The following is a 26,582-nucleotide window of genomic DNA, read 5'->3' as shown; positions in this document are numbered from 1 at the left end:
TTATTTACCTCTTTCAGCCATGAGGAGTGCGATTTCCTGTTCGTTGATGCCCACCATGGCTTCGCCCAGGTCTTCGGAAAGTTCAGCAATGAGCTTAGCATCCTTGTAGTTGGTGACAGCCTTCACGATGGCCTGAGCGCGTTTCACCGGATTGCCGGACTTAAAAATGCCGGAGCCCACGAATACACCTTCGGCACCCAGCTGCATCATGAGCGCAGCGTCTGCGGGAGTTGCCACGCCACCAGCGGCGAAGTTCACAACAGGCAGTTTACCGTTATCGTGAACGTACTTTACCAGAGCGTAAGATACCTGAAGTTCCTTGGCGCGGTTGTACAGTTCGTCTTCACGCATAGAAGTGAGGCGAGCGATTTCCTGCTGCATCAAGCGCATGTGGCGAACAGCCTGGACAACGTCACCCGTACCCGGTTCACCCTTGGTACGGATCATGGAAGCACCTTCTTCGATACGGCGGAGAGCTTCACCCAAGTCCTTGGCACCGCAAACGAAGGGAACCTTGAAATCGCGCTTGTTGATGTGGTAAATATCATCGGCCGGAGAAAGAACTTCGCTTTCGTCGATGTAGTCAATTTCAATAGCCTCAAGAATCTGAGCTTCGGCAAAATGACCGATACGGCACTTAGCCATCACCGGAATAGAAACAGCTTCCTGGATACCCTTGATCATCTTCGGGTCACTCATACGGCTCACGCCACCGGCAGCACGGATATCAGCCGGAATACGTTCCAGGGCCATCACGGCGCAAGCACCTGCAGCTTCTGCAATCTTTGCCTGTTCCGGAGTGGTTACGTCCATAATCACACCACCCTTCAGCATCTGAGCAAGATTCTTGTTCAATTCGTAACGTTCTGCAATGTAATTCTGTTCAGACATTTTTTACCTCACTTTTAAAAACAGCACAAAAATACCCTAAAAACTGACCTCTTTAAATATTCAATTTTCTATTATTTTAACAAGACCAGAATAAGACCAGTTTAGGACCAGATAAAAATGCTTAGCTACAACATCGAAAACGTGGGCAGCGATACCCTCTACCACTTCCTTTATAAGAGTATCAAGAATGATGTTCTGAACGGCAAGTTGGAAGCCGAAGAGAAATTACCGTCTAAACGTTCTCTGGCAAAGCAAATGGGCATCAGCCTCATTACCGTAGAAACCGCCTACAACCAATTGCTGGCCGAAGGTTACATCTACACGGAACCTCGCAAAGGCTATTTCGTATCCAAACTGAAAATCGCCCAGACTGAAATCAAGCACGACTTCAAGGAATCCCGCGAAGCTCGCAACACTCAGAAATTTGATTCCCTGGTTCAAAAATCCCGCAGCGCAAAACAATCCAAGAAACACTTCGTGGACTTCTCCAACAATTTGGGAAATCCCGAAATGTTCCCCTTCAGTACCTGGGCAAAAATCACACGACAGGTCCTTTGCGAAAATCAGATGGAACTTCTGGAACGCGCTCCCTACGGAGGCGTATACCCATTGCGTAAGGCTATCGCCGACATGCTCAATGGTTTCCGCAATATGTACGTGGATCCGGAGCAGATTATCGTTGGCGCAGGAACAGACTATCTGTACGGTCTCATCGTCCAGATTCTGGGATTTAACAAGAAGTACGGCGTAGAAGATCCCGGCTACAGCAAGATTTCAAAAATCTACCGCAAGATGAATGTCACTTGCAATTTCATTCCGCTGGACGACTCCGGAGTCATCATCGACCAGTTGGAAGAAACCTGCACCGACGTCATTCACATCTCCCCCAGTCATCATTATCCCACAGGTATTGTGATGCCTGTAAGCCGCCGTTACGAACTGCTGAGCTGGGCCGCCAAATCCAGCAACCGCTACATCGTAGAAGACGACTACGATAGCGAATTCCGCATGACCGGTCGCCCTATCTCCACGCTGCAAAACATTGACGTATCCGATAAGGTCATCTACATCAACACATTCTCCAAGACTCTTACATCTTCTGCGCGAATCAGCTACATGGTGCTGCCCAAGAGCCTTGCCCAAAAGTACAAGGAGGAATTTTCCTTCTACACCTGCACCGTTTCTACCTTGGAACAGCTGGTGCTTGCAAAGTACATCAGCGACGGCTCCTTTGAAAAGCACATCAACCGCATGCGCAACGCCTACCGCGGCCGCCGCGACACATTGCTCCAAGCCATCCGCAAAAGCAAACTGACCGCCATCTCCACCATCGCTGAAGAAGACGCCGGCCTCCATTTCATCTTGAAAATCGACACCCCCCTTTCCGACGAAGAATTCTGCAAGCAGGCAAACGAAAAAGGCGTTCGCATCGGCGCCCTCTCCGATTACTACACAGAGGCCACCCCCAGCGAGCACCAGTTCATCATCAACTACTCCGACCTCCCCGAAAACAAAATCGCAAAAGCATTGAATATTTTGTACGAAGTTGCCATTGAAAAATCGTAATTTTTACACATTGAATTTCATCTAGAGGAATTCTTATGAAACTTGAAGGTGTTGCAAACGTACGCGATCTTGGTGGCATTAAAACTATCAGCGGAAAGACTGTGAAGAGCAATCTTCTTTTCCGTTCCGCAAACTTGTCCAAGGCGTCCGAAAATGACGTAAAGCAACTTCAAGGACAGAATCTGAAACTGGTTTGCGACTTGCGTACCGAAACGGAACGCAGCAGCGCCATGGACGTGGAAATTCCCGGCGTAGAAAACATTTGGTTTAATGTTCTCGGTCAGCTTCCCCAAAAAACAGACAAGCCTTCCTCTGCACAAGTCGGCCTGGACATGGTGAAGGTCATGAACCCCAACACCTTCAGCCCGGAAGTTGCCGTAAAGATGATCGAAATCGTCAAGAGCGGCATTTTCGATGCCATCCTAAAAACTCCGGGTGGAACCATTCTTTGGCACTGCTCCCAGGGCAAGAACCGCGCAGGTCTCGCCGCCGCGTTTATTCTGTTTGCGTTGGGCGTAGACGAAAAGACCGTCATGGAAGATTTCAACAAGTCCAACGAATCTTACCAATCCATGATTGACGCAGCCCTGCAATTCGCCAAGTCCCAGAATCTTTCGGAACAACATCAAGGCGTCATCAAGGCAATCCTTGGCGTCAATCCCGATTACCTGCATAAAGCCCTAGACTTCATCAAGGCCAACTTCGGCTCCATGCAAAAGTACATGGAACTAAAGCTGGGCCTTACCGAAGACAAAATCCAGAAACTGAAGGAATACTACCTGCAATAAAAAAAGAACTCCCAGGCGGATTTCATTACCCGGGAGTTCCCTTTGTTGTACGGATTTTTAATTTTCAGAGATTATTTCAGGAACAGATATTCCAACGTTTCCGTCTTGATCTTGATATTCTTTTCGTGGGCGTAAAGGTACAGGAGTGCAGATCCCACGCCAGCTGCGCCATCGTAAAGGCCCGTGTAGGTTTCCACGAAGCCCGGAATCTTGCGGGTCCAGGCAGCATACCAGCGACGGCCCTTGTCATCGTTATAGGAATCGCCCAGCAGCTTATCGGCAGTAACCTTCGCCTGTTCGATGTAGGAATCCTTTCCAAGAACTTCTGCAGTCTTTACGAAGTGAGCCAAAACGCCCGGGGCACCGCAGCAGAGGCAGTAACTGTTCCAGTACCCCGGAGTATGTTTCAGCGGAGCACCAGCCTTCAGAATCCCCTTGGTCAGAAGGTCAACCCACTGGAGATTTTCCTTATCGCCGGTCACGTCGTAAAGTTTGCGGAACAGGATCGAGGTTCCCACAGGGCCATGGCAAGTGGAAAGGTAATAGAAGTCATGGAAACGTCCTAATTCAGGATTGTAGAGGTACGGGATTAACGCTCCATTTTCGTCACCTTCTGCAATAGCAGCCAGGAATTTCACAACTTCGTTCGCCTTTTCAAGATAAGCAGGATCCTTGGTTTCTTCGTAAAGAAGAACATTCAAGAAAGCCGTTCCTGCAGCGCCATGGCTGAAATTGGGGAAAGCGGATTCCCTGGATTTCCAGCCCACCAAAGTCAGGTCCACATTCTTGTAATAGATGCCGCCTTCCTTGGCGTGAGTGATGCGAGTGTCCGTAAAGGCGACTACGCGCTTTGCGGCTTCCAGATATTTTTCGTCACCAGTCTTACGGTAAACATACAGGAAGAAGAAAGCGTAGGAACCATCAGCCATCAGGTCAGCTTCTGTCGACCAATGCAGAATCGTACCGTCATCTTCGCCAGCCTCAATGGAATCATCGGCTGCCTTGATCAAGAAATCACGATAGCGCTTGTCGCCGGTATGGTCATAAAGCTGATCCAGGAAGATTGCCTGGCCGGCAGGAGAAGCATACACACTAGTGCCCCATCCCTTCACAGGCCACACACCGCCATCCGCCCCATTCAAGACGTTGGAAAAGAATTCGGGACCTTCATAAGTATTCAGCAGATATTCTGCAGCATCCTTGGCTTCCTGCAAATACTGTTCATCCTTGGTCACTTCAAAAAGTTGCAAGAAGAACTGGCCAATGCCTGCGGAACCTGCGTAAAGGCTCTTGGGAGTCACAATCAGGTCGCCCACATATTCGTTGCCCGGTTCCGGACTTACCTTCCAATACTTTCCCTTCGGCGTTACCACTTCGTTATTCTTCAGATACTTCACAATTTGGAGAACGGATTCCAAATAATCTTCAGTAGACTTCGCAGTCTTCAACGCAATATTCTGTACAAAATTCAATTTCATTTGATTAATTCTCCCATTAATAAGTAAGCAGTATTTAGTGGTTAGTACACAAAAATCAAACCAACCACTAGCCACTAATCACTAACCACTATTTCTGCTTCTTGTACAGTTCCGTAGAAAGGTACTTGTAACCGTTATCGGGGTAAATCACCACGATGTTCTTGCCGGCTGCTTCAGGGCGCTTTGCGATCTGGATTGCGGCGGTAAGGGCGGCGGCAGCAGAAGTTCCCAGGAAGAGGCCATCGGTCTTTGCAGTTTCCTGAGCAGTTGCATAAGCATCTTCCGCCTTGATGTCGATGACTTCATCAAACTGAAAACCGTTATCGCGATTGGTCTTGATGAGGGTGGGCACAAGAGGTTCGGCCACACCATGCAAAGGCAAGGTTCCATCTACGATATGACCGGTAAAATCAGGGCTATCCGGGCGGGAGCTCTTTGCAGCCTGCACACCCACAATTTTTACGCCAGGATTCTTTTCGCGAAGATAGCGGCCCGTACCCACGATGGTGCCGGCAGTACCGCCCATTGCAACAAAGTAATCCACCTTGCCATCCGTGTCTTCCCAAATTTCAGGACCGGTAGTCTTGAAATGGAATTCTTGGTTGGCTTCGTTTACAGTCTGACCGGTATAGTAGAAACCCTTCTCCTTGGCGATGCGCTTGATACCATCAATCAAATCATCAAGCACCAGGCCCGTCTTTTCGAAGTCCTTGACTTCTTCGATATCGTAGAAAGACTTTACATTCAAACCGTAGCCTTCAAAAATCTGGACGCGTTCGATGGTGGTGCCCGGTTCCAGATAAGGTTCGAATTCGTAGCCAAGAGCATGACCGATACCGGCAAGGCCAATGCCCGTGTTACCGCTAGTCACATCAATGAGCGTGTCGCCCTTCTTAATCAGGCCGCGACGTTCACCATCCTGGATCAAGGCCAGAGCCAGGCGATCCTTCACGGAACCTGTGGGGTTCAAGTATTCCAGCTTACCAATGATGTGAGCCTTAAGACCATACTTTTCTTCGTAATTGGAAAGTTCAACAAGAGGAGTGTGGCCAACGAGTTCTGCAATAGACTTATGAATCTTAGACATGTTTGAAATCCTTTTTTTTGATTTGGTAATACTCAGAAACCGGTTTGTTCAACCTTTTTACCGACTTTATTCGGCCCGATTTTCTGATTTTGATTTTCGCCCGGCACCGCGCCAGGTCTTTCGTCCTTAAGTTTTTCCACTTGATTAACTACTTGCTTTGACCAAACCATCAAGGACTTTTGATATTTGAGCGAAGCAGTTATCTATTCTTCTGCATGCCTTTCGGCATTCGACAGTCACTACACATAATGAACTCCTTCGAATGCTTAGGGGAACTCGAAAACATTTTCTAATTCCCTATCAATCTTGTAGGAATAAATATAGAAATACTCTTTTCCATGGCAAGGCGTTAGACATATACTATTTTTCTAGGGTTGGATATAGGATTTGTTTATAGCACTGATTTTCCAGACGCCTGAGACACCATTTCTAACAATTGCTGCTTTGAAACGAAATTCAGCACGGAGAATGCGGTCAGTTTTTTTCCGAGTTCATTGAGGGATGAACCGATGTGATAAACGGTTTCATCCACGATGATGAACCTGTCATGAACATTCTGAATGTCATTGAGTTTAACAGTTGGGAATTGGCGATTCAGTCGTTCTTCTTCCTCTCGCAGATGTCGGTTTACATGACCGGAATAGACAAACGCATTTACACCCGCAGACTTCTTGGCAACAAGTGAGAGTGCGACATCGTCTGCGAAAGGATCGATGACGATGATTTCTTCCTTTGCGGAACGCACCAGCTGGCAAGCGAATTCGTACCCACTCCACCAGGATTTTGCATTCAGAATGCCCTCACTGGGAGGCAGGTTTGCCTTGACGAAAAAGTCAACATTCTTTTCTAGAGCCTGAACGCGAGAATCAAGACTTTCAAGCTTATTTTCGTGCGAGATAAGCCGCTGGTTTACAGAGCCACCCTTAAGAAGGTGTTCTTTGAGGACTTGGATAGCCCACTGTCTAAATCGAGTGCCTTGGATGGATTTGACGCGATAACCGACCGAAATAATCACATCTAAATTGTACAATAAGATTTTTCGGGTTACCTCACGTTTCCCTTCTTTTCGAACTGTCAAGGATTCCTTGACAGTTGAATTTTGAAGAAGTTCTCCCTCTTCAAAAATGTTAGAGATATGGAGACTGACATTTTGCTTAGTTGCGTTAAACAGTTCTGCCATCTGCGCCTGAGTCAGCCACACGGTTTCGTTTTCAAGGCGCACTTCAATGTGAAATTCGCCGCCCTCGGGCTGATACACGATGATTTCGTTTTTCTCTTCCATATTTATTCCTTTGTGTTACAAGCTGGATTTTTTCCCAGACGCCTGCGACACCATTTCCAGCAGTTGCTGCTTTGAAACGAAATTCAGCACGGAGAATGCGGTCAGTTTTTTCCCGAGTTCGTTGAGGGATGAACCGATGTGATAAACCGTCTCGTCCACGATGATGAACCTGTCATGAACATTCTGCATGCCTTCGAGTTTAACAGTTGGGAATTGGCGATTCAATCGTTCTTCTTCCTCTCGCAGATGTCGGTTTACATGACCGGAATAGACGAACGCATTTACACCCGCAGATTTCTTGGCGACAAGAGAGAGTGCGACATCGTCTGCAAAAGGATCGATGACGATGATTTCTTCCTTTGCGGAACGCACCAGCTGGCAGGCGAATTCGTACCCGCTCCACCAGGATTTTGCATTCAGGATGCCCTCACTGGGAGGCAGGTTCGCCTTGACGAAAAAGTCAACCTGCTTTTCGAGAGTGGCTAGGCGAGTGCTCGTTTCCATGCCTTTTGAGTCGAGCTCGTCCAAACGTTTTTCGTGATTAATCAGTTGCCTGTCAACTCGCTCTTCAGTCAGCATAAAACGCTTATTTACACTTGCTCCGCGCAGAAGATGATCTTTTAGAACCTGATTGGCCCAGCGACGGAACTGTGTGCCACGAACGGATTTAACCCTATAGCCAACGGAAATAATTACATCTAAATTGTAAATGTTCGTGGGCTTGGTAGAAAAATCGGAATTTCCGATTTTTCTCATAACTTCGCTTTTGTCTAATTCTTTTTCCTTGAATGCGTTTAGAATATGTTCATTAATCGTTGATCGTGACTTTAAAAACAGGTCACTCATCTGATCTATTGTCAGCCAAACTGTCTCATCTTCAAGATATACTTGAAGTTTGGATTCGCCCTCGGGTTGGTAAAAAATGATTTCACCAGCCGCCTGCATATTCTTCTCTTCCATATTTACTCCTTTGTGTTACAAGCTGGATATAAAAACACAAATTTAATGCACAAATGTTCTAGTGAACAAAATATAACTAATTTTGTAAAAATGGGCAATAGGTGCGCTGAAAAAATTTGAGTGACACCTACTGACATGCAGGATTATCTATATTCCCTGTGTACATAAAGAGTTTTGCTCTTGTCCACGCTTGAAACTTCGACACTTTCATGGTTCTTGGATAAGGCGACGCTCACGCTTGCTATTGGGCTTTGCCTGATGGCATCGTTTTGCTACATGCATTTTTTTATATCTGCCTGTGCGCAATGCGACCCTTTAGATGCTTAGGCATCTGCTGCCGGATTTATTCGGTAAGCTTATGGGGCGTGGGTTGTTTGCGTTTATTTGAACCAGGCAGTCGAAGGCCTCAAGCGAGTAGATGCATTCAACCTCACGCCTTTTTTCGTTTAAATCGTGTGGAAGTTTTGCGACAAGAACGGCTCTTGCTGGGTTTGCTCTTGTTGTTGCTTGAAACTTCGACACTTTCACGGTTCTACAATAAAGCAAACGTTCGTTGACCTATGGTTGCATAGGTCATGCTGTACCCTGGGCGTACTGTATCCATTCGGTGCCCGGGGAATTCGTTCGTGTATCCACACGTGCGTTTGCGAGCGTTTTCTTTGCTTGTTTTGACATCGCAGTTTCTTGCTCCCGACTGAGGGTGAACTCGTTCACCTTCAACTCGGAGTAAAGCCTGCATGGCAACCGTAGAAAATGAAATCAACGAGTCTAACAAGAAAATTGCACGCGTCAAAAAAATCATTAAGAAGCGTGTAGAAAAACTTGAACAAAAAGATATTCCGCAGACTCCAATTTCTGACGGGCAATGCTGGAAAGATTTACAGTTTTCTCATCCCGAAAAGAAGGTTCGTATAGGAACAATGTTTAGCGGCATTGGTGCGATTGAACATGCGTTTCAGAGACTTCAGCTAAATCATGAAATTGTTTTTGCTGGGGATATTGAGCCAAATTGCAAAAAAAGTTATTTGGCTAATTACAAAATAAATGAGCAAGACTGGTTTACTGATATACGCAATTTTGATGCTAAGCCTTATGCTGGCAAAGTTGATTTTATCATTGGTGGTGCTCCTTGTCAAGCTTTTTCGATGGTCGGAAAAAGACTTGGTTTTGAAGATGCTCGAGGAACGCTCTTTTATGAATTTGCAAGAGTTGTAAAAGAAACCGCACCGAAGGTTTTCTTGTTTGAAAATGTTCGGGGTTTGTTGAATCATGATGAAGGCCGAACTTGGAATGTCATGCATGATATTTTCGAAGAACTTGGTTATCATGTTTATTTCCGCGTTCTTAATAGTAGAGACTATGGTATTCCTCAGAACCGCGAAAGGGTGTATTGTTTAGGTTTTAAGAAAAAAACAAACTTTACTTTCCCGGCCCCAATACCTTTAGAATATGTAATGTATGATTTTTTGGAAGATTATATTGATTCCAAATATTTCTTAAAGGAAAAGGGAATCAAGTTTGTTACAAGTCACAAAAATCGGCTTAAAAGCTACACTCAGATAAATGGTGATGTTGCACTTTGCCAAAAGAAAAATCAGCAGTTTAATTGGCATGGAGATTTTGTATATCATCCAGATTCTAAACTCACGCCGACAAATGAAGCTTTTGATGAATTCATCTTTGATGTGAAGGATGTTGAAGAGAAATACTACCTATCTGAAAAAGTTGCAAAGTATGTTTTAGCTGGTGGAACAAAAAATTGGAAAACATCAACGAAAACCGATCTTGATGTGGCGCGTCCACTATTGCAGTCCATGCATAAAATGCATCGCGCTGGCGTTGATAATTACGTTACCCATAAAGGACGAATTAGAAAACTTACTCCAAGAGAATGTCTTCGCCTAATGGGATTTAAAGATTCTTTTAAAATTGTTGTGAGCGATACGGCAACTTACCAACAGGCCGGAAACAGCATTGTTGTAGATGTTCTAATTGCAATTTTAAAACAGATGGACATAACTAAATACGGAGTTTAGCTATGGCCGATTTAATCTGTAGATGGCGAAATGGAACTGCAAAGACTGTTGTTGAACTGGCAAATACGCTTCCTCATGAGAAAATGCCGGTTGATCAATTTCGTGAAAAAATGAAGTTGTGCTATGGTGGAGATTTCTTTCGAACACCATATCAATTGGCATGCCAATTAGCTCTTTATTGCGAAGCTGAAGATGGTTTTTATTATCCAAGATTTGACCATGATATAAACGAAGCCGAGGCTGAAGAATATTTGAAATTTTGGATAGCACGATATTTTGTTCCAAATCCTTATGTTAGAAAAGATGGTTTTCAAAATATTGAATGTCCGACATATTTTTTGAAATCTCTTTGTGATTATGTGAAAAAGCATCCAAGTTGTGAGTACAAGGATGCGTATTATGAATCCTTTGGAGAGACCGCTAAAAATAATGATGACATTATTCGTAATTACATCAATAATTATTCAAAGGTTTTGAATTTTTCAAAAGATGGAATTCTCTCTCTAACAGGACAAAGCTTGGAAGAAAGGTTTGCTTTTATGGATAGAACAGATAAAAAAGCATTTTTCGATAGTTTCGATACAACAAGAACAAAATCAACATCAAGCCCAATTAAATCCTTCACCCCCGCCCAAATCATTTACTATGGTGTTCCGGGTTGTGGCAAGTCCAAGAAGATTATGGATCTGCTGGATATCGCAAAACAGAAGGGCGAAATCACGGATGAAGAAAAACAGGTTGTTCGTGTGGTGTTTCATCCGGAATATACCAACGCAGATTTTGTTGGCCAGGTGATGCCTGTTGTAAAGCCTGCAGGTGGCGTGGATTATGATTTTGCGGCAGGGCCTTTTACTCGCATCTTGGCTCGCGCCTACGCCAATCCTACAAAGCCTTATTTCCTGGTCATTGAAGAAATTAATCGAGGAAATGCGGCTGCAATCTTCGGCGAAATTTTCCAACTTTTGGATCGTCATAAAAAAGGCGAAAGTGATTCTGTCGGCGGAAATTTATACACCGCTGGCTGGAGCAAGTATTTTGTGGACCATGTTGATGTGAATGGGAAAATTAGTGCTGAAATCGCAGGAACAGAATACGGTTCTGACGATGAAAAACCAGCAGTCACCTTCACGGCAAATACGGCTATCCGTCTTCCGCCCAATCTTTCCATTTATGCGACCATGAACACTTCCGACCAGAATGTGTTCACTTTGGACAATGCCTTTAAGCGTCGCTTTGATTCGGAACTTGTTAAAAATACATTGGATGGCGAGCTGCACAAGGCCCAGCGGGAAACGAAAATTGAAAATACTGACATTACTTGGGGTGTGTTCTGGGAAAAAGTCAATGAGTTGATTCTTGAAAAGAATACCTCCATGATCAGCTCCGAAGACAAACGCCTTGGCGCCTACTTTATCATCGGTGAAGAAAAGACGGATGATGCTGGCAACAAGTATCGTGAAATTTCCAGAAAACTTTTTGGTGAAAAAGTCCTGGAATATCTTTGGGATGACGCCTTTAAGTACAAACGCAGCACTGTGTTCAAGAACGAATGCAAATCTGTAGAATCGCTGATTGAAAACTTTGAAGAAGGTGGTTTTGCTGCAATATTCAAGGATGGAATTTTAGGGCTGTAAAATGAGCGAGGTTCATTTCAGAGATTTTTGCTGTCGTCAAAACGACTTGCAAAAAGTGAATGAACAATTCGTAGGTGTAAAGTTTGCTGGTGGTAAACCGCAGATTTATTTTCCCTACGGGTGTTTTTCTGATTTTGCAAAAACTCCAGATGAAGTTCTGCGAGAAGTTTTCTCAAGTTTGATGAGTGTTCTTTCGGATCAAAGTTTAATTGCCGATGCGGAAAACTCAAACTACGCCTCTACATCTGAATTTGAGGCCTTGCTGGAATTTCCTTTTCAAGAATTTTTGTATGTGCTGGATTATTATTTTAATTTCGGACTGTACAAGGAAACGGAGAAAAGCTATAAGCAGGGTGTTCATGGAAAAATTAACTGGAGCCGTACCATAAAGCAAATTCGTCCTCAAGTTTACGAGAACGATGATGGTTACGGAGTTGTTTATTTGAACCCCATTTCTTGCTGTAATTCCCAAAATGAAAATCAGCTGGTGACCTTAATCCATGAATTTTGCGTTGCACAAGCGCAAAGGTTGATTGGACCTCTTTACAGCATTGAATTGTCTGTGGAGCCGACTCTTGAATTTGACTACGAATTGTTTTCAGCAGTTCTCATGGAGAAAGTTTCCAAGACTTTTAATGACCGAAAACTTAGGCTGTTCAACGCCATGCAAACGATTGTAGAATTTCTGCATGGAAATTCTGTGAATGGAACCCTCAGTGAATATTGCTTTGGTGTAACTAGTTTCGCTCCCATTTGGGAAAAAATGCTGGATCGCATTTTTGGAAATCTTCGCGATGGCGAAACGAAGGATGTGTACAATCCTCATTGCTGGTGGAATGTTCGTGATAAAAAACAAAACGCCGATGACCAGAAATTTGCTATGCGTCCGGATACAATCATGTGGCAGGGCGACCGCATATTTATTATTGACGCAAAATTCTACACTGGGGGAAATCTCCCCTCATCAAGTTCCATCAGCAAGCAGATTGTGTACGGCCAGTTTGTGGAGCAGAAACTGTGTAACGAGAATCTTCGGGATGGCGCGACTTACCAAGACTGCGCAAGCATTGGTAACAAAATTTTCAATGTGTTCTTGTTGCCTTACCGTTACGAAAGTTGCGAAACAAGTCGCTACGAAAGCCGCGAGCCTGAAATTTTGAATCAGATTCACTTTGATCCGTATAAAATGCAGTTCCTGGGTACAGCCTCTAGCGACTGGATGGACAATTCAAAACCTTACCACAAAATCGTTGGTATCCAGCTGGATGTAAAGTCCGTAATGCGAAACTACCGCCGCAACGAAATTGCTCTATTCAAGTTGGCGGAAGTTGTGAAGGAGCTTGTAAGAAAGAATCTGATCGAAGATATCTTAGACAGTTCCGTGACGAATGTTTAATCGTGTTTTTCCGCTAAAATATTCAAAAATAGTCTTTAATTGCAATTCTTTAGCATTATTAAACACAATATTTTGATAAAATGTATTTAACTTATTGACGAAACAAACTTTTTGACGTATATTTAGGTTGGAGAAGGTGTTCTTCTCTCCAAGAAAAAAGGACCGGCCTGCAACTGGAATTGCAGGTCGGCCCCGTAAAGGACTTTGTAGCCCCTTTGAGTTTTGTAAAGCTACATAAATCCTTTGCTCTTGGCAATTTCATTTAACCGCCCGCAAGGGCAAAGGAGTCTGCAATGGCAGATTATGGACCTCTATTACCTGTAATCGGTTCTGGTGCACCGAGAGACACCATTTACACCCATGATTTCCGGCCTTCCCCTGGAGTTGGTGGGTTGGTTCCGTCCATTTCGTGGACTCGTAATTTGATGGAACAGGAAAAGCCGTCTTTTCAACAATACCTTCGCGCAATCAAGGATATCGACGCCGAGATCGTGCTACCTGGTTGGAAGAACTACATGGCGCGAGACAGAGCTTTGGAACAAATGCGTTTGTTGAGGTATTACGGCGGGTATCAAGGGATGAAGTGGGACCTGACCACCGGTTCTCCCAACAACCATTTGGATTCTTTAATACGAACGAAATACCCGCGCTATCCTAGGTATTTTTCTAAAGATGGTTTGTTTAGCAAACTTGAACTTCCAAAAGTCAATGCGCCCTTTGACGTCTCCCATTTTCATGCGACATTGAGCAAGTATCTTGACTGGCCTCAAAATCACCAATATATACGTCCTGATCTAGCTGGCTGGGCTGGTGACATGTTTACTTTTGCGCGAGATTTGAAGGACTTGCGTAGTAAGGGGTGGTTTAGCAATGACAGTTTATACAAACTGGCGGACCTTAGCATTGGTGAAAAGCTTGATGGTTTTAATCATAGTTTTGGACGTAGTGACTTCTACGCAGATGTTGACGCGCGGAACATCTCGACCTTAGTTGGACAAGGGCTGCCGTTGCATACTGCTGTTGAAAATTATTTTGAAAACGATCTTTACGGCCGCTTCGGCATGTTCGTGAATAGCTATGGCGGTTGGAAAAATTTTGAAAAACGCGTGCGTAGCTATAATTTTTTCCCAATGAACCCTTTGCTAGAATCTATCTTTATTGATGCCGCACAAAGGGCGTTTATCAACAAAGTTAGGGAAGGCTGTCTTCGTGAAATGGATTGCTTTTAAAATAATTCTTGCGATTGCAACACTTGTTTTTGTTGTAGAATTTATACTCTGGAGGAATCTTATTCCAGAGTATTTTTTCTCAGCATACGCAGACAAGGTAAATGTCGGTGACACGGAGATTGCAGTTTTTGTTGATAAAGATTTTATCATGCAAAGTTTTCATGGGCATACCTATCGTTTTTATGTCTGGGTAAGAAAACAAAACTTTTTTTATTCGTTGTCGCACAGCGATTATTTAGGTAAGTACTTTGAAGTTGATGTTGACAAAATCGTTCCTTATTATGTATCCATGTCAAAAGAGGAAACTGTAAAATTCGTTTATGTAAGCGAAGATCGTAGATACCCCAATCATCGAGATACCTATGCTTTGATTCAGGATGAAACTGGGGAAATTATAGCGCTAGACATTTTTGAAGAAAAGAACGATACGTTAAATACGATAGAAAGCAAGTGCCGTATAAGGATTCCTGAACGAGGTGCGTCTGTTCCGGCTGAAAGCGTCCAATTCGAAGAGGCGTCCTTAAAGGAAATCAAGCGAGTGATTAACCAATATACATTTAAGGAATTGGATTGCCTCGAATCGTTGGCCAAGGAACAGAAGAAAGGATTTTTATATTAACTGAAAAAAATATGCTAACTGATAAATTCGCTATATCAAGTCTATCAACTCGTAAAAAACATATAAAGTATTACGTTTCTGATGATTGCTGAACACAAGGTTGAATTCAACGAGTTTATCTAACGCTCGATTGATGGCTGTGTTGGAAAGCCCAGTTTCTTTTGCAATCGACTTACTAGTATGTATAGGCATCTTGAAAAAGCACTCAAAAACCTGCTTTGCAATTTTCGAGGAGCACTTTTCATCTATCACCTGAATACTGCGTGTGTACAACTTTTCAATCTTGACTATGTTCTCGCTATACTTGATACTTTGCTTATTGACAATGTCCAGAAAGAACTTCACCCATTCGTTCCAGGCGCCATTACTACGAATATCGTTTAGCAACTTGTAGTATCTATACTTTTCTTTTTCAATAGCTTCGCTCAAGAACAGGTACAGTCTATCAATTTCGTGGGTGAAAAACAGGTACAAGACTATAATCATTCTGCCAATACGTCCGTTGCCATCTTCAAAAGGATGGATTGTCTCGAATTGAGCGTGGATTAACGCAGCATTTACGAGGTTCCGCTGTGTTGGAGAAGAATTGTTCATGTAACTGATGAGATTGTCCATCAGTTTTTTGACATTTGACGGTGCAGGTGGCGTGAACGAAACATCCTTTGTAGCTTCGTCCTTGATATAATTTTGCTTTACTCGATACCTACCAGTGTTTTCCGAGGTTTTGTGCACGTTGCCACTAAGTAAAATCCGGTGCATTTCCAAAAGCATTTCTTCACTGAAGCGTCCATCACGAATCAAATAAGAGAGGCCGCTATTCAAGGCATTAGTGTAATTGTCTAAATCCTTGTTACTTGTACTCGTTTCATTTGTCGCCTTATTTTCTAGGGATTCTTCAAGACTCGTGCAAGTCCCTTCCATGCTAGTTGAATGGAAATTTTCCTTCCAGAGCATGGATCGAGTACAAGATTCTTCGGCGATAGACCTTTTCAAAGCAGTTAGGTAAATGCCCATATGGGACGTGGCGTCAATAAGTTCGTCAAAATATTCACGCTTATCTAGCTTTTGTAGTGCAGATTCAATAAACTCAGCTTTAAAAGGTTCTTTCATAGTAAATACAAAAATACATAAAAATGTATTTTAAGAAAAGTGTACAAGTGTTCAGAAATTCACATAAAAAAGCGACCCTTTTCAGGATCGCTTTCACACTAACGGAAGACACATTTTTTCAGCTAATTACTACTCAGTTTCACCGTAAAGGCTTACCTTGTTATCTTCCTTGGTTGTGGTGTAACCCGCATCCACCGGGAGCTTTACGCCGGTGATGGCGCTGGCTTCGTCGCTTGCAAGGAAGTAAGCGGCAGCAGCGATTTCGGAAGGTTCGATCCAGCGATTCAAAAGGCTCTTGTCTTCGGCGGCCTTGCGAAGCTTAGGATCGGAGTAATCGTACTTGATGGCCATTTCGGTCTTGGTATAGCCTGGAGCCACCGAGTTCACGCGAATACCGTACTTGCCCAAATGGAAGGCAGCGGTACGAGTAAGCCCGTCAACAGAGGACTTGGAAATTCCATAACCGAACGGAGACCATTCTGCAAAGGATGCCACAAAGGAGGACACGTTCACGATGGCACCTTTAATCTTCTTTTCCACAAACACACGGGAAACATGCTGAATCAAGTAGAGGCTTCCCCAAAGGTTCACATCTTCGGCCTGCTTGATCAATTCCGGATCAAAGTTCAGGATATTCTTGCGGTGGCCCGTGATGCCGGCGTCATTGAACAGGGCGTCGATGCGGCCATACTTCTTTACCACTTCGGCGATAACTTCCTGACCCTGCTTGTAGTTGGTCACGTCAAGCTCGTAGGCGGTAACGTCGTGACCTTCGGCAACAAGCTTTGCCACTTCTTCGTCAAGTTCCTTCTTCTTGACATCGGTGGCGGCAACGGCCCAGCCTTCCTTCAAAAACTTCTTGACTCCTGCAAGACCAATACCCTGTGCAGCACCAGTAATAACGACAACTTTCTTTTCACTCATTTTTAAAATTCCTTTTTTGCCGACTTCATTCGGCCCGATTTCTGATTTTGAATATTTTGCCCGGCACCGTACCAGGTCTTTCGTCCTTAAGTTTTCATAACTACTTGCTTTGACCAAAACATCAAGGACTTTTGATATTTGAGCGAAGCAGTTATCTATTTTTCAGCATGCCTTTCGGCATTCGACAGTCACTACACATATAGGCTCCTTCGAATGCTTAGGTGAACTCGAAAACATTTTCCGATTCCCTATCAATCTTGTAGGAATAAAAATAGAAAACCCCTGCCTTCTGGCAAGGGATAGTTATAATACTATTTTTCTAGGGTTAGATATAGGTTTGTTTTATAACAGTTAAGCCTGATTGTGCCTTGTCATGACAAGAGCAAATACCGCGCTAATCAAGAAATTGCAAGGAATGAAAATTGTATCCAGTGTGGAAAAATTTCCGTACAATAGTTTTCCTACCACAATTACAGCCGTTGGCAAATAAAAGAGTTTTGTGCATTTAAAAAGCAAAGTAATTGGACCGACAACCATCATGAACCTAGCAAAGGTCAATGCCATTGTGATGTTCTCATTGCTGCCAAGGGATACCCAAAATCCTATTACGGTTAGAACTACTGTATTCGACACAAAGTAAGCGATTTGCGTCTTTTTGCTAAATTTTATTTTATCGCAAAACTTCAGGACGAGTGCAATCAACGCAATTGTTATAATCGGTAGAAGCAACAGTTCCGCATAGAAATCAAACCAGCACGCAATTATGACTATTATAGTCAAGGGAAACACGTCGTAACAGCATAAACAAAATAGCTTTTTTATGAATTTTTCATTTGCTTGACTAAATTTAACGATGCGTTTGCATACAAATTGCCAAGGAAGTCGAATAAAAAGTAAAAAACATAACAAAGAACCCGTCGTTAGAACAATCGACATAAATATGTCAGCCGATTCACATTCTCTGTTTAATCTGCTCATTAACAAAGCGCAGTATGCTGTTGCAAAAGTTGCAATGCCAACCCGAGATGCAAATAGTTCAGCGTCTTTGTTCATTGTTATTCAGCGAATAGAGATGGACACAGAGTGTATGTCGATATAAGTAATGCTCGAAGAAAATTGAGTAAAGGAGCACCTTCGTTGTAATTGTATTGTGACGGCGGATTTATCCAGGGTTTTTCTTGATACAGTCTTGCAACCCTTTTCCCGTAGTCATTTATTCGTCGGGCGGAAAGGTTGTTGTACAATGTCGCGATTTTTTCTATGTCAAGTCCTCCGACAGCATTTTGTAACTGTTTTAGATGCTTTGCTCCAGCATATATATTGTATTCAGGAATTCTTAACTGCTCTCTCGACCCAAAATTATCACCCCAAAATTGAGTGTTTATATTCATTGGTAAAATGGACTTGTTTATACTTTCAGGAATATAATTCGGAGTTAGGTTAAATGCCCCAAACACATTTGAAATGGCATTGTCGTAATAGCCATGAGTGGTCTCCATATAAACTATAGCTCTCAATAAATCCGGGTCTAAAGAATACTCCTTTGCTGCGGCCACAATCAGCGAATTGTACTTTTCGACTCCGTTTAATTGGTGAATTTCATTCCAAGGCATTTCGTTACTAGCAGATTTGTTGTCGCAAACTGGAAAATATACATTTGCTTTATTTTCCAAAATTGCCTGTTTTCTTTTTGCTGGATCATCAATGAATTCAACGAGCGAAGGCTTTCTAATGAATTTTAATGTATCTGCATCACTCCACTCATCAAAGTGAGAGTCGCTCCATTCACTCGCTAGACAACGATTTTTATAATTTTCGTATTCTTTTTTTGCTTCTGGCAACAGAGATATGTCGTAACCAAGTCCATTTTCGTCAACTACATTGATGTTTTGTAGAATTGTGTTAAAAAAATCCTTTTCCATGTAAGCCTCGTATTTTATTTTCAAGGAATATAAATAATTTTCCGAATATTTTTCTCCAGAATATCAAGGCGATTTATCTTTAAAAAAGAAATGAGGGGAGTTGTATCAGAAACAACAATCATTTCGATGAAGCCTCAATTTCTTCAAATACAGCTAATTCATCTTCGATTTCGGAAATATCCATGTCAATATACGGAATTCCCATATCGCCATAAATATCAATAAGCTTTCGCTTGGAAATTCCTCAAAGTTCAACAATCTTTAATATATCAAATTTTGAGGCAAAGAGCAAGTCGTACAATATATGCAGTAGCGCTACGATCCCTTAAAGATAATATTCAAAGAACTCTGCGATTTGTATGTGCTTTTCGGCGGCAATGAGTTTCAGTAGAGATCCCGCAACGCCTGCAGTACCGATGTAGAATCCGGTATAGCTGACGATTCGGCTGGGGTTCACGCGGTCCCAGGCTCCGTACCAGCTCAGGCCCGTTTCTTCCTCAAAAGATTCACCTAGCAAAACATCAGCAGAACGATGAGCCAGTTTCAGGTACTGAGCGTCTCCATAGTTTTTGTAGAGCGTTGCAAAGTATTCCAATGCGCCGGGGCCACCGCAGCAAATGCACTTGCTTCCCCAATAGCCCCAGGACTTGATTTCTGGAACACCCGCCTTAACAAGGCCTGCATACAGGCGCTTCACCCACTGCAAATATTTTTCATCATGAGTCAGTTCATACAATTTCTTGAAAGGCAAACTCGCTCCGATAGGGCCACCACACATGCCCAAATAGAATTTGTCAAGGGGACCCTTTTCCGGATGATCCTGGTACGGGAACAGCACAGAAGTTTTATCGCCAACGGCAATTCCTTCCAGATATTTAATCACATCGTCGGCTAGCTTCAAGTAACGCTTATCCTTGGTAGCTTCGTAAAGAGCAGCCCACAAGTAAGCCGTACCTGCCGAACCATGAGAGAAGTTTACATGCACGGCACCCTTCTCGCCTTCTCCAACACTTTCAAGATCATAAAGGTCATAATAGGTTCCACCGTTTTTTGCAGGGCGACCAAACTTTTCAATGTAGGCACCAGCCTTCTTGGCGGCTTCCAGATAAATTTTCTTGCGGGTATCCTTGTAGACCTGCAACAAATAGACGATGCCGCCAGCGTCACCTACGATGTCGCGGAAGTCGCTCCAGTGCAATCCATTTTCGTCTTCAATGGCAGCCTCTACAAATGTGTTGGCGGTGCGGATTGCAAATTCGTAATAGCGATTTTCATTGGTTTCGCGATAAAGTGCGTAAACAAACTGACCTTCGCTAATGGGACCAACCTTGTAACTAAAAGACCAACCGTTTACAGGGCCTGCAGCATTGCATTCCGGAGCAGAATTTTTCTTTGTTGTGGCTATACGCTTCTGAACTTTATGATAAAATTCAAGTCCACGGGGATTGGCAAGAATATATTCCGCTGCGGCCTTGGCTTCGTCAAGCCATTGCTCATCGCTAGTCACCTGGTACAGACGCAAAAAGAAAAAGCCGATGCCAGCGGAACCCGCATAAAAACTGGTCTTGCCAACGAAAGGGTTGTCCTTATAGCCATTCTGGCCATCGGGGAAAATTTTCCAGGTCTTGCCCACCTTTTCTTTCACTTCCAATGATTGAATCCAGTGGGCGGCACCGATAGCAGCGTTCAGATAATCATCAAGAGTATTTTTCTTCAGCAAATTTGTGGTTTTAAGTTTCATTAAAGAGCCTCCAAAGCCTTCTTAATACGGTTCAAGGCTTCTTCCAGAATGCTGCGGGGGCAAGCGAGGTTCACACGCTGGAAGCATTCTCCGGTTTTTCCAAAGAGGGTTCCGCTGTTGAGCCACAGGCGTGCCTTATTGCGAATCACATCATCTACCTGCGTGGTGGAAAGCCCAGTGCCCTTGAAATCCAGCCATGCCAAGTAAGTTGCTTCCATAGGAACAAGCTTTACGCCGGGCAGATTTTCCTTGACAAACTTGTCCACAAAATCAATGTTTCCCTTCAGGTATTTTTTCAACGCTTCAAGCCATTCTTCGCCGTGTTCGTATGCGGCCTGGGCGGCAACCAGCCCAGGAATCGTGACTTGGCTGTAACCGATGCCATCGATTTCCTTGCGGATGGCCTTGCGGACTTCGGGATTCTTGATAAAGGCGTGGGCGATTTGGAGGCCAGCCAGATTGAATGTCTTTGTGGGAGACGTTACCGTAATGGAATTGTCCGCGAACTTTTCACCCAGGGAAGCGAACACGGTGTGGGTTCCTTCGAAAACGAAATCGTTATGGATTTCATCGGCGACAACGAACACATTATGCTTCAGGCAGATTTCACCAACGCGCAAAAGTTCTTCACGAGTCCATACGCGGCAAACCGGATTGTGGGGGCTGCAAAGCAAAAACAACTTCACATTATTTTCCACAATCTTTCTTTCAAAATCTTCGAAGTCAATGTGATAGCGTCCATCTTCGCCGTAAACGAGATCGTTGCTGACAAGCATGCGATCGTTCTGCAGAATCACATCCGGGAAATGCATATAGACCGGCTGCTGAATCAGCACGGCATCGCCCACTTTCGTAAAGGCCTTGATTGCCAAGGCCAGCACAATCATGACGCCTGGAGTTTTGATTACCCAACTGGGATCAAATTCAAAATTGTGACGGCGACGGTAAAAATTCTGAAGTGCCTTGAAGTATTCAGCCTTGGGTTCGGTGTAACCAAAAATGCCATGTTCCACAGAACGGATCAAGGCATCCTGAACAAAGGATGACGTTCTAAAATCCATATCTGCAATCCACAGCGGCAACAAACCGTTAGAATTTTCGCCCGGCTTTAATGCGCCGCGTTCTACTGCAAAATCATACTTCAGGCAGTTGGTACCGCGACGATCCACAATCTCGTCAAAGTTTAAATTTCTCTCTTTCGTCATTTTTGAAATCCTCTTTTTTTTCCGTACACATTTGTCATTGCGAGGAGCGCTAGCGACGTGGCAATCTAGGCTAGATTCTTCGCTTCACTCAGAATGACACGCCGTCCTTTCGTCTTTTCAGCTTTGTACAAAGCTTTAAATTCTCTCGTCTCTCGTCTGTAGCGAAGCGTTCTCTCGTCTAAACATACGCTCCATCGTTACCTGAGTGCAGTTCTATAATGGCATTCTCAAAATCCTTAATCAAATCCTGCACATTTTCAATGCCCACAGACAAGCGCAAAACGCTGGGAGTAATTCCGTTCTTCTCCAAAATATCCTTGGGCACATCTGCGTGAGTTTGGGTAATGGGATAAGTAATTAAGGATTCCACACCGCCCAAGCTTTCTGCAAACTGAATCAGTTTCACATTTTCCAAAATATACAAAGCCAATTCCCTGGATTCCACTTCAAAAGTTATCATGCTACCAAAACCAGTAGCTTCATCCTTCAAAATATCGTGACCTGGATAATCTTCAAAACCCGGATAATAAACCTTCTTCACATGCTTATTGCTGCGCAGCCACTTTGCAATTTCAAAGGCATTCTGAGACTGACGCTCCATGCGGATAGGCAGAGTCTTGATACCGCGAAGCAAAAGCCAGCTATCGAAAGGTGCAAGGCCCGAGCCCACCGTCTTGATGAGGAAGCGGAATTTTTCCGCAATATCCTGGCGGCTCGTAGCAAGAAAGCCCGCCAAGGTATCATTATGACCGCACAAAAACTTGGTTCCGCTTTCCACAACGATATCCGCTCCCAACTTCAGCGGCTGCAAGAAATACGGCGAAAGGAAAGTGTTATCCACAATGCACAAGATTCCGTGAGTCTTCGCAATTCCCGCGATGCGACGAACAGAAACAATGTTCATCATGGGATTGGTGGGAGTTTCAAAATAAAGGGCCTTGGTATTGGGCTTAATAAAATTTTCAATATTGTCCTGAGCAAAATTTACACGGGTAATTTCTAGACCGTTTTTCTTGCTGACATTATCAAACAGACGAATGCTTCCGCCATATAGATCGGAGTCAATAATAACGTTGTCGCCCGGTTCAAAAATTTCAAAGAGGGCGGTAATGGCCGCCATGCCCGAAGAATAAGCAAGAGCATCTATACCACCTTCCAGCGAAGCTACAATCTTTTCAAGCTGTTCCCTGGTGGGATTTTGCAAGCGGCTATAATCAAAACCGGTAGACTTGCCAACGCCCCTGTGAGCGAAAGTTGCCGTCTGGTAAATGGGAAAACTGATGGATCCCGTAGAATCCTTGTCAAAACGTTTCAAATCACCGTGTATACATCGTGTTTCAATACCTAAGCTCATGTTCGCGCACTCCTTTTTCGAATGGCCATTAACCTTTTATTTCCTAGTGTTTTAGTAGGATTATTCACGAGACCAAATATAGAAGGCAGTTTTCAATTTGTCCAATACTTAATTTTTAGCGGTTTATATAAGATTTTTTTATACCGCAATACAAGAACGCATACCATAAAAAAGGAACCGTCCCCCAAAGGGAACGGCCGCCTTTAACCAAATAGAAATTCTTGTCGGCTTTAACCCCAAACTTCTTCGGTAATCTCCTTCACCAAGGCAATCTTTGCCCACTGTTCTTCCACCGTCAACTTGTTGCCCACTTCGCAAGAGGCAAAACCGCACTGGGGGCTAAGAGACAGACGATCCAGCGGAATGTACTTTGCGGCTTCCTTGATGCGGGCGATAACAGCAGCCTTGTCTTCCAGCTGGGGGGTCTTGGAAGTAATCAAACCAAGGACAACCTTCTTGTCGGCACTCACCTTTGCCAAAGGCTCAAAACCACCAGAGCGTTCGTCATCATATTCCAGGTAGAGGGAGTCCACATTTTCGTTGGCAAAAACGTAATCCGCAACGGAATCGTAGGGGCCGCTAGTAAAATAGGTGGAGTGATAGTTTCCGCGACAGATGTGGGTATTGATAATCAAGTCTTCCGGCGCACCTTCCACAGACAAATTATTCACCAAAAGCAACTGCTTTTTCACATCTTCAAGATCCAGGCCAAGAGCCTTGTAACGCTGGGCGGCAGCATCGCCAACAATGGCGCCCCAGGTACAGTCATCCAGCTGGATCACGCGACAGCCGGCATCATAGAACTGACGGATCACGGCACGGTAAGCGTAAGCGATGTCCTGAATCAGCTCTTCGTTGGTGGGGTAAAACTTGCGGGTAGTCTCGATGTTCTGCGGAACAATCAGCTGCTGGAACAGCTGGGCCGGAGCCGGGAAAGTCTGCTTTGCCACATGGCCTTCAGATTCCAGGGACTTTACAAACCTAAAGTTCTCCACAAAGGGATGCGGTTTCGCCTTGATTTTCCCAACCAAAAAAGTGGCATCCAAATCGGCCACTTCACCGGCAAACTGAACGCCGCCGCCCACACGTTCGTGAGCCACGCCTTCAAATCCCCAGAAGAAATCCAAATGCCAGAACCTACGGTTGTATTCGCCATCGGTAATGTAATGGAGGCCAGCCTTCTTCTGCTTTTCGACCAGCTTCACAATTTCGGGGTTGACAATTTCGTTAAACTGCGTAAGGGTAATCTTACCTTCGTTAAAATCTGCACGAGCCTGCTTTACGGCTGCCGGGCGAAGAAAACTACCAACCACATCAAAATGGGTAATAAGAGTATTGTTCTGAGTCATTTGTCTTTCCTTTTCATGTTTTCGCGGAATCGTACCCGCGCCGCCTTCAAAGGCGGAAGTTATTTATGAACGGCGACAAATATAAAACAGGCAATATTACTTTGTCCAATACTTAATTTTTAGCACTTATTATAGATTTTTCCTATAATAAGATACATCAAATCAAAAATTTTATGACATATTTCTCCAAATTGGAATATATTTTTCTTACATTAATTGATACAAGTCGGACATTTTATTCTACATAAGTAACGTGAAACAGTTTCAATTTGAGTTTTCAGGTGTCGGCAAGCTCAAAAGAGAGCTCGATAAAATCAATCAGTGGCGAAAGTCCAAGGTGACCTCCGCTGTCGTTTTTAGTATCTACGCAGAAAACATTGACCAGGAGCAAATCGATCTCGCCTGCGAAATCATCGAGAGCGAAATGCCGGACGCTCAGTACCTCGGGTGTTCCACAAACGGAACCATCACCGAAGGCAGACTTTCGGACTCCCCCTTCGTAGTTGTCTGTACCATTTGCGAATACCCTTCTACCCAGGTACACCTACTGCAATATCCTCTATCGGAAGACAATGCACTGGATGCTATCGAGAACCTGAAAAAAGAATTGGAAAAACGTCCTTGGGTTAAAGCCATCGAATTACTGGCGACTATTCGCGGCATGTCCATGACTCCGTTCTGCGAGGCTTGCACCGAAATCAACCCAGACATTCAGATTTTTGGCGGTGGCGCATTCAACATAGACTTGAACAACGACAACGCCTGCGTATTCTCCAAGGCCAGGGGCTATTCAGAAAAAGGCGTCGTCTTCCTGCTTTGCGGAGGCGATGACTTAAACATTCACACCACACATATTACCGGCTGGAAACCCCTGGGTAGGGAATTCCTCGTGACCAAGGCAAACGGAAGCATCTTGCAGGAACTGGACGGCAAGCCGGCCTACGACGCCTACTACAAGTATCTGAACATTCCCAACAACGAGCATTTCTTCTACAACACCCTAGAATTTCCCTTCTTCTACAAACATCATGGAATCAACATCCTGAGAGCCCCCATCGCAAGTAACGCCGACGGGTCCCTCACCATGACTTCCAACATTGAAGAAAACGTCTACGCGAGAATTGCCTATGGCGATCCATGGACCATTCTTAACAGTATTGAAGAAGGTGGCCGCAAAATTGCGGAATTCCAACCTGAGATCCTAAAGGTTTTCTCTTGCGCCGCTCGCAGAACATTCTGGGGCAACGACGAAATCAGTAAAGAAACAGGTCCGTTCCAGAGCATCGCACCCACTTCGGGTTTCTACACTTCCGGCGAATTCCTTCGTACCGACAAGGATCTGATCCAGCATAACGTCACCCTAGTCATCGCCGCCATGCGCGAAGGACCCATCGATGACAAGGCCCATTTCGAAATGGATTCCGAAAATTTCTCGGGCAAGGTTTCAATGATCAGCCGACTGGCAAAATTCATCGAAGCCGCTACAGCGGAACTGGCCGAAGCCAACCAGAAACTGGCAAAGATGGCTATCGAAGACAGCTTAACCAATCTCTGCAACCGTGCCGAAACCCAACGCAGAATCAGGGAAGCTCTGGAAGATTACAACAACACTGGCAAAAAGGTCAGTCTCATTATGATGGACATCGACAACTTCAAGATGGTCAACGACACCTACGGCCATAAGGAAGGAGACAACGTCATCCTCGGCCTTACAAAGGTCATCAAGGAAACCGTCGAAAAGAGCAACCCCGACGCTTCTTGCGGTCGCTGGGGCGGCGAAGAATTCATGGTAGTTCTTCCCGGCATCGATTGCCATAAAGCGGCAGAAATCGCAAACGAAATCAGGACATCCTTTGCAGCAATCTTGTTCCCCAAGGCACGACGAAAAACAATCAGTGTCGGCGTCGTAGAAGCACTGCGAGGCGAGAACGCCGACATGGTCTGTGTACGAGTCGATAGCGCTCTATACGAAGCAAAGAACAATGGCAAGAATCAGGTTTTTATCGGGTAA

General features: G+C 44.3%; 21 protein-coding genes. 8 read left to right on the top strand and 13 right to left on the bottom strand.

All coding sequences use genetic code 11. The features are described from left to right. Positions 1-891: a pyridoxal 5'-phosphate synthase lyase subunit PdxS gene (gene pdxS / locus BUB38_RS09975; protein WP_073160113.1), complete on the bottom strand. Its 891-nt coding sequence runs from the start codon at positions 889-891 to the stop codon at positions 1-3. 117 nt (positions 892-1,008) lie between these two features. Here pdxS and BUB38_RS09970 point away from each other — a divergent pair, with 117 nt between their 5' ends. Together BUB38_RS09970 and BUB38_RS09965 are read left to right on the top strand one after the other, a co-directional pair. Continuing rightward, the gene (locus BUB38_RS09970) at positions 1,009-2,457 is read left to right on the top strand and encodes a MocR-like pyridoxine biosynthesis transcription factor PdxR (protein ID WP_073160111.1); all 1,449 of its coding nucleotides are present in this window, start codon (positions 1,009-1,011) and stop codon (positions 2,455-2,457) included. Between the two features lie 35 nt (positions 2,458-2,492). Then, positions 2,493-3,245: a tyrosine-protein phosphatase gene (locus tag BUB38_RS09965; RefSeq protein ID WP_073160109.1), complete on the top strand. Its 753-nt coding sequence runs from the start codon at positions 2,493-2,495 to the stop codon at positions 3,243-3,245. 71 nt (positions 3,246-3,316) lie between these two features. On the opposite strand, the gene BUB38_RS09960 is transcribed toward BUB38_RS09965, so the two are convergent. From BUB38_RS09960 to rhuM (BUB38_RS09945), 4 genes are all read right to left on the bottom strand, one after another. Beyond that, positions 3,317-4,723, bottom strand: a complete 1,407-nt coding sequence (locus tag BUB38_RS09960; protein ID WP_073160107.1) for a lanthionine synthetase LanC family protein — start codon at positions 4,721-4,723, stop codon at positions 3,317-3,319. Positions 4,724-4,811: 88 nt separating this feature from the next. Beyond that, positions 4,812-5,810: a PLP-dependent cysteine synthase family protein gene (locus BUB38_RS09955; RefSeq protein WP_073160105.1), complete on the bottom strand. Its 999-nt coding sequence runs from the start codon at positions 5,808-5,810 to the stop codon at positions 4,812-4,814. A gap of 391 nt (positions 5,811-6,201) precedes the next feature. Then, positions 6,202-7,092, bottom strand: a complete 891-nt coding sequence (rhuM, locus tag BUB38_RS09950) for a virulence RhuM family protein (protein ID WP_073160103.1) — start codon at positions 7,090-7,092, stop codon at positions 6,202-6,204. A 15-nt stretch (positions 7,093-7,107) separates the two neighbouring features. Next, complete coding sequence (gene rhuM / locus BUB38_RS09945; protein WP_254794935.1) at positions 7,108-8,052, bottom strand: virulence RhuM family protein; 945 nt, start codon at positions 8,050-8,052, stop codon at positions 7,108-7,110. A gap of 737 nt (positions 8,053-8,789) precedes the next feature. Between rhuM (BUB38_RS09945) and BUB38_RS09940 the strand changes: the two genes are divergently transcribed. The 5 genes from BUB38_RS09940 (at position 8,790) to BUB38_RS09915 (ending at position 14,966) form a co-directional block, all read left to right on the top strand. After that, positions 8,790-10,088 (top strand): DNA cytosine methyltransferase, encoded by a 1,299-nt coding sequence (locus BUB38_RS09940; RefSeq protein ID WP_083542073.1) that lies wholly within the window; start codon positions 8,790-8,792, stop codon positions 10,086-10,088. Between the two features lie 2 nt (positions 10,089-10,090). Continuing rightward, on the top strand, positions 10,091-11,722 hold the full coding sequence (locus BUB38_RS09930) for an AAA family ATPase (protein ID WP_083542071.1): 1,632 nt from the start codon (positions 10,091-10,093) through the stop codon (positions 11,720-11,722). A 55-nt stretch (positions 11,723-11,777) separates the two neighbouring features. Continuing rightward, complete coding sequence (locus BUB38_RS09925) at positions 11,778-13,118, top strand: LlaJI family restriction endonuclease (RefSeq protein WP_175547670.1); 1,341 nt, start codon at positions 11,778-11,780, stop codon at positions 13,116-13,118. Positions 13,119-13,411: 293 nt separating this feature from the next. Next, positions 13,412-14,347: a hypothetical protein gene (locus BUB38_RS09920; RefSeq protein ID WP_073160095.1), complete on the top strand. Its 936-nt coding sequence runs from the start codon at positions 13,412-13,414 to the stop codon at positions 14,345-14,347. Beyond that, complete coding sequence (locus BUB38_RS09915) at positions 14,328-14,966, top strand: hypothetical protein (RefSeq protein WP_073160093.1); 639 nt, start codon at positions 14,328-14,330, stop codon at positions 14,964-14,966. The genes BUB38_RS09920 and BUB38_RS09915 overlap by 20 nt, the downstream gene beginning before the upstream one ends. A gap of 30 nt (positions 14,967-14,996) precedes the next feature. Here BUB38_RS09915 and BUB38_RS09910 read toward each other — a convergent pair whose 3' ends face one another. From BUB38_RS09910 to BUB38_RS09875, 8 genes are all read right to left on the bottom strand, one after another. Beyond that, positions 14,997-16,076 carry a Fic family protein gene (locus BUB38_RS09910; RefSeq protein ID WP_073160091.1) on the bottom strand — a complete coding sequence of 360 codons (1,080 nt, stop codon included), beginning with the start codon at positions 16,074-16,076 and terminating at the stop codon, positions 14,997-14,999. A 129-nt stretch (positions 16,077-16,205) separates the two neighbouring features. Next, positions 16,206-17,000, bottom strand: a complete 795-nt coding sequence (locus BUB38_RS09905) for an SDR family NAD(P)-dependent oxidoreductase (RefSeq protein WP_073160089.1) — start codon at positions 16,998-17,000, stop codon at positions 16,206-16,208. Positions 17,001-17,351: 351 nt separating this feature from the next. Then, entirely contained in the window at positions 17,352-18,053 is a 702-nt protein-coding gene (locus BUB38_RS09900) for a hypothetical protein (protein ID WP_073160087.1), read from the bottom strand. Between the two features lie 2 nt (positions 18,054-18,055). Beyond that, complete coding sequence (locus tag BUB38_RS09895; RefSeq protein WP_139258392.1) at positions 18,056-18,922, bottom strand: transglycosylase SLT domain-containing protein; 867 nt, start codon at positions 18,920-18,922, stop codon at positions 18,056-18,058. Positions 18,923-19,247: 325 nt separating this feature from the next. Further along, positions 19,248-20,663, bottom strand: coding sequence for a lanthionine synthetase LanC family protein (locus BUB38_RS09890; protein ID WP_073160085.1), 1,416 nt, complete (start codon positions 20,661-20,663; stop codon positions 19,248-19,250). Further along, entirely contained in the window at positions 20,663-21,868 is a 1,206-nt protein-coding gene (locus BUB38_RS09885) for a MalY/PatB family protein (protein ID WP_073160084.1), read from the bottom strand. Before BUB38_RS09885 ends, BUB38_RS09890 begins: the two co-directional genes overlap by 1 nt. Before the next feature lie 178 nt (positions 21,869-22,046). Next, the gene (locus BUB38_RS09880) at positions 22,047-23,222 is read right to left on the bottom strand and encodes a trans-sulfuration enzyme family protein (RefSeq protein WP_073160083.1); all 1,176 of its coding nucleotides are present in this window, start codon (positions 23,220-23,222) and stop codon (positions 22,047-22,049) included. 230 nt (positions 23,223-23,452) lie between these two features. Beyond that, on the bottom strand, positions 23,453-24,571 hold the full coding sequence (locus tag BUB38_RS09875) for a 5-methyltetrahydropteroyltriglutamate--homocysteine S-methyltransferase (protein ID WP_073160082.1): 1,119 nt from the start codon (positions 24,569-24,571) through the stop codon (positions 23,453-23,455). A 253-nt stretch (positions 24,572-24,824) separates the two neighbouring features. On the opposite strand from BUB38_RS09875, the gene BUB38_RS09870 reads away from it, so the two are divergent. After that, a complete protein-coding gene (locus tag BUB38_RS09870; RefSeq protein ID WP_073160081.1) occupies positions 24,825-26,582 on the top strand; it encodes a sensor domain-containing diguanylate cyclase in 1,758 nt (585 codons plus the stop codon).

Origin of the sequence: Fibrobacter sp. UWH5 (genome assembly GCF_900142505.1) — a bacterium.
Taxonomy (GTDB): Bacteria; Fibrobacterota; Fibrobacteria; order Fibrobacterales; family Fibrobacteraceae; genus Fibrobacter.
The sequence above is the reverse complement of the archived record's forward strand: the minus strand, read 5'-3'. Positions and strand labels throughout refer to the sequence as shown.